10 protein-coding genes and 1 tRNA gene are annotated in these 14,055 nt (G+C 74.0%); all 11 read left to right on the top strand.

The window, feature by feature from the left end; genetic code table 11:
• Positions 1 to 66 precede the first annotated feature (66 nt).
• On the top strand, positions 67 to 1,281 hold the full coding sequence (locus OG871_RS18530) for a DNA polymerase III subunit delta' (protein WP_371497955.1): 1,215 nt from the start codon (positions 67 to 69) through the stop codon (positions 1,279 to 1,281).
• Positions 1,282 to 1,576: 295 nt separating this feature from the next.
• A complete protein-coding gene (locus OG871_RS18525; RefSeq protein WP_371497953.1) occupies positions 1,577 to 2,662 on the top strand; it encodes a hypothetical protein in 1,086 nt (361 codons plus the stop codon).
• Between the two features lie 287 nt (positions 2,663 to 2,949).
• Positions 2,950 to 4,557, top strand: a complete 1,608-nt coding sequence (locus OG871_RS18520) for an alpha/beta hydrolase (RefSeq protein WP_371497951.1) — start codon at positions 2,950 to 2,952, stop codon at positions 4,555 to 4,557.
• 103 nt (positions 4,558 to 4,660) lie between these two features.
• Entirely contained in the window at positions 4,661 to 5,326 is a 666-nt protein-coding gene (leuE, locus tag OG871_RS18515; RefSeq protein ID WP_371497949.1) for a leucine efflux protein LeuE, read from the top strand.
• A 122-nt stretch (positions 5,327 to 5,448) separates the two neighbouring features.
• Positions 5,449 to 5,522: transfer RNA gene (locus OG871_RS18510), tRNA-Thr, on the top strand.
• Positions 5,523 to 6,340: 818 nt separating this feature from the next.
• Positions 6,341 to 7,558, top strand: coding sequence for a LamG-like jellyroll fold domain-containing protein (locus tag OG871_RS18505; protein WP_371497947.1), 1,218 nt, complete (start codon positions 6,341 to 6,343; stop codon positions 7,556 to 7,558).
• A 374-nt stretch (positions 7,559 to 7,932) separates the two neighbouring features.
• Positions 7,933 to 8,754: a glycosyltransferase family 2 protein gene (locus OG871_RS18500; protein ID WP_371497945.1), complete on the top strand. Its 822-nt coding sequence runs from the start codon at positions 7,933 to 7,935 to the stop codon at positions 8,752 to 8,754.
• Positions 8,751 to 9,347 (top strand): hypothetical protein, encoded by a 597-nt coding sequence (locus OG871_RS18495; RefSeq protein ID WP_371497943.1) that lies wholly within the window; start codon positions 8,751 to 8,753, stop codon positions 9,345 to 9,347. Before OG871_RS18500 ends, OG871_RS18495 begins: the two co-directional genes overlap by 4 nt.
• 38 nt (positions 9,348 to 9,385) lie before the next feature.
• Complete coding sequence (locus tag OG871_RS18490; RefSeq protein WP_371497941.1) at positions 9,386 to 10,513, top strand: glycosyltransferase family 4 protein; 1,128 nt, start codon at positions 9,386 to 9,388, stop codon at positions 10,511 to 10,513.
• On the top strand, positions 10,510 to 12,813 hold the full coding sequence (locus OG871_RS18485) for a hypothetical protein (RefSeq protein ID WP_371497939.1): 2,304 nt from the start codon (positions 10,510 to 10,512) through the stop codon (positions 12,811 to 12,813). The genes OG871_RS18490 and OG871_RS18485 overlap by 4 nt, the downstream gene beginning before the upstream one ends.
• Positions 12,810 to 13,952 carry a glycosyltransferase family 4 protein gene (locus OG871_RS18480; RefSeq protein ID WP_371497936.1) on the top strand — a complete coding sequence of 381 codons (1,143 nt, stop codon included), beginning with the start codon at positions 12,810 to 12,812 and terminating at the stop codon, positions 13,950 to 13,952. Before OG871_RS18485 ends, OG871_RS18480 begins: the two co-directional genes overlap by 4 nt.
• Positions 13,953 to 14,055: the final 103 nt, after the last annotated feature.

Below are 14,055 nucleotides of genomic sequence, written 5' to 3'. Positions count from 1 at the left end.
GCGGAGCGGTGTCCTGGGCGGGCGTTAGGCTCGGTGGCGGACGGGGTCGGCGGCAGGGAGCGCGGCGTGAGTGTGTGGGACGACCTGGTCGGTCAGGACCGGGTGGTGGAGCAGTTGCAGGCAGCCGCCCGGGCCGCGCGGGCGACGGCTGCGGCCGGCCGAGGCGGCGGTGCGGCCGATCCGGCGGCGAACGCCTCCCTGATGACGCACGCCTGGCTGTTCACCGGCCCGCCCGGGGCCGGGCAGACCACGGCGGCCCGGGCCTTCGCCGCGTCGCTCCAGTGCACCAGCCCCGACCTGGAGCTCGGCGGCACACCCGGCTGCGGATTCTGCGACGGCTGCCACACCGTCCTCGCGGGCAGCCACGCGGACGTGAAGTACGTCCGCACGGACGGGCTGTCGATCGGCGTCGGCGACATGCGCGAGCTGGTGCTCCGCGCGTCCAGCTACCCGACCGGCGGCCGCTGGTCGGTGATCCTGATCGACGCCGCGCACCGACTCACCGAGGCCGCGGCCAACGCCCTGCTCAAGGGCGTCGAGGAGCCCTCGCCCCGGACGGTCTGGCTGCTCTGCGCCCCCTCCGTCCAGGACGTGCTGCCGACGATCCGTTCGCGCAGCCGCCTGCTGGTGCTGCGCACCCCGGCGGCCGAGGCGGTGGCCGACATGCTGGTCCGCCGCGACGGCGTCGAGCCCGAGACGGCGCGGGTCGCGGCGCTGGCCGGCCAGGGTGACATCGACCGGGCCCGCCGACTGGCGGTGGACGACCAGGCCAGGGCCCGGCGCGCGGACGTCCTGCGGATCCCCCTGGACGTCGCCGACCTGGGCGGATGCCTGACCGCCGCGCAGCGGCTGGTGGACACGGCCAAGGCGGACGCGGACGCGCTCGCCGAGACCCAGGACGCCAAGGAGACCGGCGACCTCAGGGCGGCGTACGGCGCGGCCGAGGGCAGCCGGGCGCCGCGCGGGATGGCCGGCGCGGTCAAGGACCTGGAGAAGCGGCAGAAGAGCCGGGCCACCCGCACCCGACGGGAGACCCTCGGCACCGCCCTGAACGACCTGCTCGGCTTCTACCGGGACGTCCTCGCCGTCCAGTTCGGCGCCACCGGGCCGCTGGCCAACGAGGACCAGCGCCCGGCCGTCGGCAAGGTCGCGGCGGCGGGGGCGCCCGAACAGACCCTGCGCCGGATCGAGGCCGTCCTGCAGTGCCGGCGCGCGCTGGACCGCAACGTCGACCCGCTGCTCGCGGTCGAGGCGATGACGGTGGCGCTCCGGGCCGGCTGAGCCCACGCGGCGCGCCGTACCTGCCCGACCGCCGTACCTGCCCGACCGCCGTACCTGCCCGACCCGCCGTACGTGCTCGACTCCGGTTTGCCCGTGCCTCGGTACCCGGGCGACCGGCCGGTCGTGCCGCGGCTGCCGAGCGGTCGCGGCCGCCCGCGCCCCTCGGCTCGCTCGTTCGAGTGAACGTCGCCCGCCGCCCGTACGGCCCGGGCCCGCCCGGGCGGCGCGTTGTGCACCCTGAGGGCTGAGCCCGCCGCGGTACCGGCGGCCGGTCCTCCTCCGAGGTGGTGCGCCCATGCCCCGTCCGCTCCTCATGGTGCCCCTGGTGATCTCGGCGGTGGCCGCCGGCTGGCTGGCCCGGGCCGCCCTGCTGCGCTGGCGCGACCTGCGGGCCGCGCAGACGTACGAGATCACCGCCGAGCAGCGGCCGGTGCTGCTGCGGGCCGGCGCCGCGGTGGTCTGCGTGATCTGCGTGACCGCGCTGGCCGTCGCGGTGGCCCTCGGCGGTCGGCCGACCTGGAGCGCGGCCGAGGAGTCCGGGCCCGACGCCGGGCCGCAACCGGCCGCGCCGCCGGTGGCGAGCAGCGCCCGGCCGACCGCCACGGAGCTGCCGCCGGTGGTCACCCACTTCGAGTCCGTCGGCCACCCGGCCGGCGGAGAACTGCTGCAGGCGGTGGTGGCCGCTCCCGACGGCCGCCCCCGCTCGGTGCGGGTCTGGCTGCCGGCCCAGTACCAGGAGCAGCCGAAGACGGCGTTCCCGGTGATCGTGCTGCACTCCGGCACCGCCGGCCGGACCGCCGACGTCGAGCGGCCCGAGGTGTTCGAAGGGGTGGCGTCCGCGGTGCAGCTCGGCAAGGCCAACCCGTTCGTGGTGGTGGCCCCCGAGGCACCGAACGGCACCGGCCACCCCTGCGACCTGGTCGCCGCCGCACCGCAGGCGGTCGCCGACGACGCGGCCCTGCGCACCGCCGTGACGGGCGCTTTCCGTACCCTGCCGGCCGGGCCCGCGGGCTGGGGGGTGCTCGGCCTCGAAGGCGGGGCCCCGTGCGCCGCCGCTGCCGGGCTGACCCGGCCCGACCTGTACGGCGCCGCCGCCGCGGTCTCCGGCCGCTACGACGCCCCCGCCCTCACCCAGGCCGGAACCGAGGCCCCGCAGAACACCGCGGCCCGGCTGCTGCTCGCCGCCGCCAAGGCCGACGGGGAGGGCGTGGCCAGTGCGCGGAAGCTGCAGAGCGCGCTGCACGCGGGCAAGGGGCCGGCGGCCAGGGCCGACGTGAGGATCTCCGACATCGTCCAGGACTTCGCGCCCGCGGGGGAGCGGCTGCGGCTGGTCCGGGTCGCGGTGCAGTACCTGGCGGAGAGCCTGGCCAAGCCCGCCTGAGCCGACTGCGCGGGTGTCATCCGCGCTGCCTGTGCCGCCCTGTGACGCGTGTGTCCCCGTGCCGCCTGTGCCGCCCGCGCCGCCTTGCGCCGGATGCGCGGCGACCGGGTGCTGTTCCCCGTCCGGTTGCCGGTGACCCGGCAGGTCCCGGGCCCGCCCGCTACGCTCGGGGCAGCCGGCGGGTGAGCACCCCGGACGGCCGGTGGGCACGGGGTCGACCGCCACCGGGCCCGGCACCCGCGTCGAAGGTCGATGAAGGCCGACGAGGTCGAAGAGAGAGACACACCATGCGAGCTGCCAGGCTGCCCCTGCGAAGGTCCGTCCCCGTGGCCGCCGCCGTGAGCCTGCTGCTCGCGGCCGGGTGCACCGCCGGCGGTGGAGTCCCGGGGCCCGCCGACGGCTCGGGCTCCTCCTCGGACGGCCGCGGCCCGGCCGCGGTGGCTCCCGGTGCGACCACGGCGACCCCGCTGGAACCGCTCCCGGCGCAGATCCCGCCGAACCTGGCGCGGTACTACGCCCAGCAGCTCGGCTGGCAGAGCTGTGACGGCGAGTTCGAGTGCACCACCTTCAAGGTCCCGCTCGACTACGCGGACCCGGCCGCCGGCGACGTCACCCTCACCGCGGCCCGGCTGCGGAGCACCGGTGGCACGGGCCGGCTCGGCTCGCTGCTGGTCAACCCCGGCGGCCCCGGCGGTTCGGCCGTCGAGTACATGGAGGGCTCGGCCCGCAGCTTCGACCCCGGCCTGCGGGCCAGGTACGACCTGGTCGGTCTGGACCCGCGCGGGGTCGGCCGCTCCAGCCCGGTCACCTGCCTGAGCGGCGACCGGATGGACGCCTTCACCGCCGTCGACATCACCCCCGACGACCAGGCCGAGATCGACGCCCTGGTCGTCGCCGACAAGGAGTTCGCGGAGGGCTGCCGACAGCGTTCCGGCGCCGTGCTCGGACACGTGAGCACCGTCGAGGCCGCCCGCGACATGGACGTGCTGCGCGCCCTGCTCGGCGACGAGCGGCTCAGCTACCTCGGCAAGTCCTACGGCACCTTCCTCGGCGCCACCTACGCCGGGCTCTACCCCGCCCGGGTCGGCCGGATGGTGCTGGACGGCGCGATGGACCCGTCGCTGGACGCCGTCGGGGGGAACAAGGGGCAGGCGGCCGGCTTCGAGACCGCCTGGTCGGCCTTCGCCAAGGACTGCGTCAAGCGCGAGGACTGCCCGCTCGGCCGTACCGAGGAGGAGGCCGGCCGACAGCTCACGGACCTGTTCAAGCGGATCGACGCCCGGCCGCTGCCCACCGATTCGGGCCGGCCGCTCACCGAGTCGCAGGCCACCACCGGCACCATCCAGGCCATGTACGCGGAGTTCCTCTGGTCCCAGCTGCGCAGCGCCGTCAGTGACGCGAAGGCGGGCGACGGGACGGCCCTGCTCAAGCTCTCCGACAGCTACTACGAGCGCGAGCCGGACGGCTCGTACCCCAACCTGATGTTCGCCAACATGGCGGTCAACTGCCTCGACCTGCCGGCGGCCTTCGCCGACCCGGCGGCGGCGCAGGCCGCGGTGCCGGACTTCGAGCGGGTCGCGCCGCGGTTCGGCCGGGACATGGCGTGGATGGCGCTGGGCTGTGCGTACTGGCCGGTCAGGCCGACCGGCGCGCCGCACACCGTCCGGGCCGCCGGGTCCGTCCCGATCGTGGTGGTCGGCACCACACGCGACCCGGCCACGCCGTACGCGTGGGCCCAGTCGCTGGCCGGGCAGCTGGAGTCCGGCCGGCTGCTGACCTACGAGGGCGACGGGCACACCGCCTACGGCCGGCGCAGCGACTGCATCGACGAGGCGGTCAACCGCTACCTGCTGGGCGGCGAGGCCCCGGCGAACGGAACCCGCTGCAGCAAGTGAGCCGAGGGCGTGAACCGGCTGCTGTCATGAGCGTTTCTGCTTGACGGTCCTTCTGGTTAGCATGGTGCGCCCCCGTTCTCGCGTCTGCCGTAGGAGCGCATCCGTGCTCGGAGTCAACGACCTCGCGACGTACACCCTCGGCGCCCTGGTGATCGTCCTGCTGCCCGGCCCGAACTCGCTGTACGTCCTCTCCGTGGCCGCCCGCAAGGGCATCCGCACCGGCTACCGGGCCGCTGCCGGTGTCTTCGTCGGCGACTTCACGCTGATAAGCCTCACTTCGCTGGGGGCCGCCTCCCTGGTGAAGGCCAACCCCGCGGTCTTCGCGGTGGTGAAGTTCGGCGGCGCGGCCTACCTGCTGTGGATCGGCTTCGGACTGTGCCGGGCGGCCCGCGAGCTCTGGCGGGAACGCAGGGCGGCCGCAGCCGACGGCGGCGGCGACGGCGCGCCGAGCCCGGCCGGAATCGACACCGAGCGGCCGTTCGGCAGGGCGCTGGCGATCAGCCTGCTGAACCCCAAGGCGCTGATCTTCCTGCTCTCCTTCTTCACGCAGTTCGTCGACCCCGGGTACGGGCAGCCGGTGCTCTCCTTCACGCTGCTCGGCGGGATCCTGCAGGGCTTCAGCCTGCTCTACCTGTCCGTGCTGATCTTCACCGGCACGAAGGTCGCCGCCGCCTTCCGCCGCCGCAAGCGGCTCTCCGCCGGACTGACCGGAGGCGTCGCGGTCCTGTTCGCGGGGTTCGCCGCCAAGCTGGCGGTCGCCTCCGCCTGAGGCCGCGGCCCCGGCCACACCGGCGGGGGCCGGTACGGATCACGGTCGGAAACTGTGTAGACTGACCCGCGTTGTTGGTGCGACGCTCATCCCCTCGGGGCTGGGAACAGACCGGCGACGGTGCCGCCTTAGCTCAGCTGGCCAGAGCAACGCACTCGTAATGCGTAGGTCGCGGGTTCGAATCCCGCAGGCGGCTCAATAGGCAAGGCCCGGTCGGAGGAATCCGGCCGGGCCTTCCGTCGTCCGCACCCTCTGCCGTTCGTGCCCCGCCGTCGTGGGCCGGAGAGGGCGCACGGGGTATCTCCCTGCGGTTGTCCGGGTCCGCCGGGTGGTGGGCCGTCAGGTGTCGTGGTCCACCGGGCACGGCACTGAAGCGGGTCACCGCGGTGAGCGGTGACGGCGAGCACACGCTGGTGTACCGGTCGATCGACCACGCGCAGAACCAGGCCGTGACGACGGGCGCCGGTGATCCGGTGCCACGCACGGGCGGGGACTCGGGCCGGTGAGAGGCGTCGCGGAGTACCCCGGCAGCACGGTCGGGGGATTTCCGGCCCGGCCGGTCGGCCGGGGCGGGATCACCCGGCCGCATTCCGCGGTCATTTCGGCGCAGCCCCGTCCCGTCGGACGATCGAATGCCCGAACCCGCACGTGCAGGCCCGCACCGGCGGCTGAAAGGGATTCACTCCGGCATCGCCCGGCCCGGCCGCCGCAGCGGGAATCGGACCGCAATTCACGGTCCGCGGAGCACCGGGAAGACGGGTCGCCGGTCGGCTGCTGCGGGCTGCGGGCTGCGGGCTGCGGGCTGCGGGCAGGGCCGTGGACGTGGTTCGCCGTTTCGGCCGGACTTCGGTGTGCCGCCTTCTCTCGGCGGGGTTCGACGCGGCGGACGGTAAGCACCCCGGTGGGGGGCGGCGCCGTGGAAGGGGCGCGGCCGGTCGCGGGATTCTTCCGATCTGGTGTCGTTATCCGAATCCGCCATCGGGCTCCGCGGCCTGATGTTCTAGCATCCCGTCTATGACTGACGGCACGGAACACCCGGGCGGGGCCGCCGCCCCCGGGCAGGACCCGCGGAACACCCAGCCCACCATGCCCGACCCGCGCGTGTCGGCCCAGGTACAGCCTCCGGAGGCCGTCCCGCCGCAGGACCCCGGGCCGGGGGCGGCGGCGCCCGGCAGCTACGGTTATCCGCCCCAGGCGCCGGTTTCCGGCTACGGATATCCGGGACCGCAGGGTCAGTTTCCGCAACAGGGCGGTTTCCAGGCGCCTCCTCAGTTCCAGCAGCCTCCTCAGTCCCAGTTCTCGCCGGGCCCGCAGCAGTTCGGCAATCCCGCGGCCGAGCCGGACTGGGAGGCGCTGGCCGATCAGGGTGCGGCCCAGGCGCGTCGGCGTCGGCGGTTGTGGACCCTCGGTATCGTCGCGCTGGCCTGCGTCCTGGGCGTCGGCGTGGGCGCCGTGGTCATCAAGGGCGTGAACGGCAACGAGAAGCCGAGCGCGACCGGCTCGCCGAGCGCCTCCGCGTCCGGCGGCTCGGCCTCGGCCTCCGGTGCGCCCGGGAGCTCGCCGACCGTCCCGGGCCAGCCGAATCTGCTCGCCGACGGTTCCGGCCAGGCCAACCTGGCGGTCGGCCCGGACGCCCAGGTCAGCAGCGTGCAGAACGGCTTCGTGCTGAGGCTGCGCAGCAACGGCAACTCGTTCGCCCAGTCGGCGAATCCGGTGATCGACGTGGCCAAGAGCTTCAGCGTCTCGGCCTGGGTCTACAACGAGGCGGCGGAGGGCCCGCGCTCCGCGATCAGCCAGGGCGACGGCATCTCCTACTCCTTCGACCTCGGGCGCGACGACGTCAACGGGCGCAAGTCCTGGGTGTTCCGGGTGCAGACCGCGGACGGCGGCGCGGACGCGACGGCCGTGCAGGTGCTCTCCGACAACATCAACACCGTCGGCGCCTGGGTGCTGCTCACCGGTGTCTACGACGCCGACCAGCACTCCATCGCGCTGTATGTGAACGGTGCCCCGGCCGGTACCGCCGCCGTCCCCGCGGTATGGGCCGGACCCGGCCCGCTGCAGCTGGGCCGCAACCGCCACCACGGCATCTGGGGCAGCTACTGGGCGGGTGTCATCGGTCACATCAAGGTCTGGGACAAGCCGCTGTCGCCGGCTCAGGCGGCCGCGCTGAAGGACGGCGGGGGTGGCGCCGGCGCCGTCAAGCCGATCGGATCCTGGCTGGTCGGCTGAGCCGCCCGTACGGTCGATGCCGCGCGGACCCGGCCCCGGAAGGGGGGGCCCCCTCCGCGGCGGCATTGCCGTATACCCTATGCTCCTCCTGTCGTACCGTCACAGGGTGGTCACGGGACGGGCGGCCAGGGACAGGAATCCACCAGGGTCGCGGGTGTTTCGGCAGTACTCGATGGGCACACGCAGCAACCGAACGCTCTGATCAGTCAACTGATCGGCGGGTGGCCGGCCGGCCGTTCCTGATCTCCGTGTGTGCCGCAACCGGGCCGGTTGCGGCCTTTCCCCATGGCCTGCGGACGGCCGGGGCCGCCCGCACGACGTCGGGCGGGGACGGACTGGTCCTGTACGACGAAGCCATTTCCAGGGGGAGTTACGTGAACACGCTGTCGATCGTCATTCCCGCGCTCAACGAGGCGTCAAACCTACCGACGGTGATGGGATCGGTCCCGGTGGCCGAGCTCGCCGCCGCGGGGTGGGACACCGAGGTGGTCGTGGTCGACAACGCATCGACGGACGACACCGCGACCGTGGCCCGGGAGCTCGGCGCACGCGTGGTCACCCAGCTCGAGCGCGGCTACGGAAACGCCTACCAGGCCGGTTTCGAGGCGGCGACCGGAGACGTGATCGCCACCGGTGACGCGGACTGCACGTACCCCTTCGACGCCCTGCCGGACCTGCTGCGGACTCTGGTCGAGCAGGACGTCGAGTTCATGACGACGGATCGGCTGCGCCGGGAGAACCGCGCGGCGATGAAGCCCTCGCACTTCGTGGCCAACCACGCGCTGTCGACCCTCAGCCGGACGCTGTTCCGCAACGGGCTGCGGGACTCCCAGTCCGGCATGTGGATCTTCCGGAGCTACATCTGGCACGGGCTGGACGTCCGCTCCGGGGGCATGGCCTTCTCCCAGGAGATCAAGAACGCGGTCTCGCTGGCCGGCTACCGGTTCACCGAGGTGCCGATCGAGTACCGCACCCGGGGCGGCGAGGTGAAGCTCAACGCACTGCCCGACGGGATGGCCAACCTGCGACAGCTCTTCGCGCACCGCTTCCGCAAGCCCGCGGCCTCCGCCACGGGCGCGGCCTCGGACGGTGCGGCGGCCCTCCCCGTCGAGACCGCTCCCGCGGAGCCCGTCCCCGCCGGGGGCGTCAGCCTGCCCAAGCAGACCACACGCGCCAAGCGGTACGAGACGGCATGAGCGACCAGCTCTCCGCGTCCGATCCCGAGCAGCAGGAGGAAGAGCACGAGCCGCGGCACGAGCCCGACCCGGTGGACGACAGCGAGCCGACGCACGCGGCGCCCCGCACCTCGCGACGCTCGACCGGGCGGGGCCGCCGAGCCGTCGCGCAGCTGAGGTCACGCCGGCTGCTCGGACCTGCGGCCGGCCTGGTCGCGGTGTGCCTGGCGGTGGCGGTCGCCTGGGTGGTGCCCGCCTCGCGCGAGGTGCTGCGCCAGTCGTTCACCAAGCAGTCGAGCCCGTTCACCGAGCTGTACTTCACCTCCGAACCCACCTTCGAAGGGGCCACCGTGGTCGTCCCCGTCGCCGTCAACGCGCACGGGACCGGCATCAAGTCGTTCCAGCTGGACGTGGTGCTGGAGGGCCCCGGAGGCAAGCCGGTGACCGCCACCACGCTGCCGCTGACGCCCCGGGACGGCACCGCGGTGCCGCTGGTGGCCCGGCTGGCGACCAGCAACGCGGACGTCGCGGTGGTCCGGGTCGCACTGAAGGGCCATCCGCAGAAGCTGCACTTCCGCTTCGGGAAGCCGCAGGCCGCCGAGGGCAAAGCATGACCGCCGACCGAGCCGACTCTGCCGTGGAAGCCTGATTGATGCGCACCGTCCTGCAGGTCACCCCGTACTACCCGCCCCACCTCGGTGGCCTGGAACGCGTGGTGGAACAGCTCTCGCACCAGCTCGGCCGCCGGCACCGGGTCCGGGTCGTGACGACCGCACTGGGCGCCGGCGGCGCCGCCCGCCGCTCCCGGGACGGCCGGATCCTCGTCCGGCGGCACCGGGCGGTCGAGGTCGCGCACACCGCGATCGCCCCCGGCCTGCCGTTCTCCCTGCTGTCCGGGCCGCGGACGGCCGTGCTGCACCTGCACTACGCGCACGCGCTGATGCCCGAGCTGGTGGCGCTGGCCGCGCTGGCCCGGCGCCGACCGTTCGTCCTGCACTTCCATCTGGACGTGGACGCCTCCGGACGGCTCGGCAGGCTCCTTCCCTTCTACAAGAAGCACGTCCTCGGCCGGGTGCTGCGCGCCGCGGCCGCGGTGATCGTGCTCACCGAGAGCCAGGCGGCCTTCGTCCGGGACGGCTACCGGGTCGCGCCGCAGCGGGTCTTCGTGGTGCCCAACGGGGTCGGAGCCGAGTACTTCATGCCGGTGCGGGAGACGTCCGGTGAGCCGCTGCGCCTGCTGTTCGTCGGCCGGCTCAGTGCGCAGAAGAACGTCGGACGCCTGCTGGAGGCGGTCAGCCTGCTGAAGCGGCCGGTCGCGCTGCGGATCGTCGGCGACGGCGAGCTGCGGACGGAACTGGCAGCCCAGGCCGACCGGCTCGGCCTCACCGGGGTCGAGTTCGCGGGCGGACTGCTGGGCGAGGAACTGGTCCGCGCCTACGCCCAGGCGGACGTCTTCGTGCTCCCCTCGGACAAGGAGGGCATGCCGCTGGCGGCACTGGAGGCGATGGCCGCCGCGCTGCCGGTGGTGGCGACCGCCGTGCCCGGCAACCGTGAACTGCTGGACGGGACCGGCCTGCTGGCCGAGCCGGAACCGGCCGCGCTGGCCGCCGCGATCGACGCCCTGGCCGCCGACCCCGAGCTGCGGCTGCGGCTCGCCCGGCGCAGCGCCGAAGCGGCACCCGGGTACTCCTGGGAGGCGGTGGCGCAGCGGGTCGAGCAGGTCTACGACCGCGTCGCGCCGCTGTCCGCGCCCGCCGGACGGACGGGGGACGCGGCATGAGCCTGCCCTCCCTGCTCCGTGGCCGCAACGGCGTACTGCTCGGGATCGCGCTCGCCTGCGTGGTCGAGGCGCTGCCACATGTGCCCGGGGCGCCGCGCACGTTGGCCGGACTCTGGCTGCTGCTGGGCGCGCCGGTGGTGCTCTGGCGGGGCGTCGCCTCCCGGGTGGTCTCCGGCCGGGACAGCAGCCTGATGCTCGCGGTCGGCATGGCCGTCATCACCGACCTGGTGGTGGCCCTCGGCGTGAACACCCTGCTGCCGCTGGTCGGTACCGACCACCCCCTGACCCGGGTCCCGCTCGCCGGGGCGTTCGCGATGACCCTCGTGGTGATCGGCGCCCTCGTCCCCGAGGAGCACCGGGAACCGCGGCCGCGCCGCACCGCTCTGCCGCCCGGGGCCGCGGCCGTCGGCGGGCTCGGCGCGCTCGCGCTGGTGCTGTCGGTGGCCGGGCCGGTCCGGCTCAACAACGGCTTCAGCGGCAAGGTCAGCGCGGTCGCGCTGGTGGCGGTCGCGGCGCTGCTGCTGATGCTGCTGGTCCGACGCCGGCGCTACGGCGTCCCGGTCCTGGAGACAGGGCTGTACCTGGCGGCGACCGCGCTGCTGCTGCTGAACTCGCTGCGCGGCTGGTACATCGCGGGGCACGACATCCAGCGCGAGTACGAGTTCTTCCGGCTCACCCTCGGTGGCTCGCTGTGGAGCGTCTCGACCTATCCGGACGCCTACAACGCCTGTCTGAGCATCACCCTGCTGCCCGTCAGCGTGGTCCGGCTCACCGCCATCCCCGACATCTACGTGTTCAAGCTCGTCCTGCCGCTGCTGTTCGCGCTCACGCCGGTCCTGGTGTACCGGTCGGTCCGCAACGTCGCGCCGCAGTTCGTGGCCCTGCTGTCGGCCGTGTACTTCATGGTCTTCCCGACCTTCTTCACCGACATGACCTTCCTCGGCCGGCAGGAGGTCGCGTTCCTGCTGCTCGGTTGCACCCTGCTGGTGCTCACGGACTCCGGGCGGCCGCTGCTCAACCGGCGGCTGGCGTTCGTGGTGCTGCTGGCGGGCGTGGTGCTCTCGCACTACGCGACGACGTACGTCGTGGTGGCGACCCTCGCCGGTGCCGTCGCCGTCGACCTGACCTGGCGTCTGATCGGTCGGCGCGGGCGCAAGCGGGCCCGGCGGCGCAGCCGGCTGGCCCAGTCCAAGCCGTTCGTGACCTGGTGGATGGTGGTGGCCCCGGCCGTGCTGGCGCTGCTGTGGGCCGGGCCGGTCACCCACACCGGCGGCCAGCTGCGCAGTACCCTCGGCGGCGCGGTCCAGCAGGCCCTCCACCTGGGCCAGGGGTCGGGCGGGTCCTCGGACACCCGGTACAGCCTCGTGGGCGGCGGCAGCACCAGTCCGCAGCAGCGGTTGGCCGACTACCGGGAGCGGAGCGTGCGGGAGACCGCCGCGAAGCGCGCGGCGGGCGACTACCTGCCGCTCGCGACGGTCGACGCCTACCCCCTCACGGTGGTGCCGCAGGACAGCCTCCCGCTCACCAGGGCCGGCCGGGCGCTGCAGGCCACCGGACTGAGCGTGGAGGGCCTGAACGGCTTCCTGCGGCAGTCCAGCGCGAAGCTGCTCCAGCTGCTGCTGCTGGTCGGCGTGGTGGTGACGGTCCGGTCGCGGCGGCGGATATTCCAGCCGACCAGGGACCAGTTCACCCTGACCGCGGGCGCGGTGGGCCTGATCGCGCTGCTGACGCTGGTGCCGCAGCTCTCGGTCGACTACGGCGTGCTCCGGGCCTTCCAGCAGGGGCTGTTCTTCTTCGCCCCGTTCATCGCCGCCGGGACGCTCTGGCTGGCGCGCTGGGCCAAGCGGCGGGCCGTGCCGGTGGTCTGCACGTTCATGGCGTTGCTCTTCCTGGACCTCACCGGCGTCGTACCGCAGGCTCTCGGCGGCTACCCGGCGCAGCTCCAGCTGAACAACGCCGGCCAGTACTACGACATCTACTACCCGAGCACCGAGGAGCGGCTGGCCACCTACTGGCTCCAGCAGCGCACCGCGGGGCAGCGGCCGCTGCCGGTGGTCCAGGCCGAGGGCTACACGTTCCGGCGTGTGCAGACGCTCATCCCCGGCCCCGCGGTCGGCGACATCTTCCCCACGGTCCTCGGCTACAACCCCTACGTGGTCCTGGGCTCCACCACGGTGCGCACCGGTGAGGTGACCTTCTCCTACCAGGGTGACCTGGTGACCTACCGGTACCCGATGGACCTGCTGGACCGGACCAAGAGCCAGATCTACAGCAGCGAGGGATCGGGGGTCTACAAGTGAGCCCGTCGGACCGGCCGCTGCGGGTACTGCTCGTCAGCCACTACTACCCGCCGCACGTCGGCGGCATCGAGAACGTCGTCCGCCAGGAGGCCGGCCGCCTCGCGGCCCGCGGTGTCGACGTCACGGTGCTCACCAGCGGCGAGCGCGGCTCCGCCCTGGTCGAGGACGGCGTACGGGTGGTGCGGATCGCCGCCTGGAACGGCGCCGAGCGAGCCGGTGTGCCGTTCCCGGTGCTGTCCCCGGGCGCGCTGCCGGCCGCCCTGCGCTGGGCGCGGTGGGCCGACGTGGTGCACCTGCACGACTGCCTCTACCTGACCTCCTGGACGGCTGGCCTGGCCGCCCTGCTGACCCGCACCCCGCACCTGCTCACCCAGCACGTGGCGATGGTGCAGCACCCGTCCGCGCTGGTGCGCGGGGTCCAGCGGGCGGTGTACGCGACGGCGGGGCGGGCCCTGCTGCGCCGGGCGCGGGCGGTGCTGACCCTGAACGCCACCGTCGCGGACTTCGTGCGGGCGTACGGCGCCCGCCCCGAGCGGGCCCGGCACCTCGCGAACGGCGTGGACACCGAGCTGTTCCGCCCGGCCGTCTGCGCCGAGGAGAGCCGGCTGGCCCGCCGGCGCCTCGGCCTGCCCGAGGAACGGCCGCTGGTGCTCTTCGTCGGCCGGCTGGTGCCCAAGAAGGGCTACGACCTGCTGCTGGCAGCCCACGACGCCCAGGCCGGCTACGACCTGGTGTTCGCGGGGGACGGCGACTCGGCTGCCCTGGCGGGCCGTCCCGGTGTCCACCACCTGGGGGCGCTCGCGTCCGAGGAGCTCGCCGAGGCCTACCGCGCCTGCGCGGTGTTCGCGCTGCCGTCGACCGCCGAGGGCTTCCCGCTGACCGTCCAGGAGGCGATGGCCTCCGGCCTGCCGGTGGTCACCACGGACGACCCGGGCTACGCCCCGTACGGGCTGGACCGCTCGCAGGTCCTGCTGCTGCCCCGGGACGCCGAGGCGCTGCGCGCCGCCCTGACGGCCCTGGCCGCGGACGCTCCGAGGCGGGAGCGGATGGGGCGATACTCTCGTGACCACGCCGTCGAGGCGTTCGGGTGGGAGGAGCATGTGATCGCGCTGGTCCGGCACTACCGGGAGGCGGCGTGAGACGGCCCGCCCGGGCGGTCGAGGCGTCCCCCCGTGGCTAGGCACCGGGGCGGCCCCGGCGACAAGCCGACCGGGCGCCGACCGGCCGGTCGAACGGCCGAGG

The sequence above is a fragment of the Kitasatospora sp. NBC_00374 genome (assembly GCF_041434935.1).
Lineage (GTDB): Bacteria > Actinomycetota > Actinomycetes > Streptomycetales > Streptomycetaceae > Kitasatospora.
This window is presented reverse-complemented; position numbering and strand designations above follow the sequence as displayed.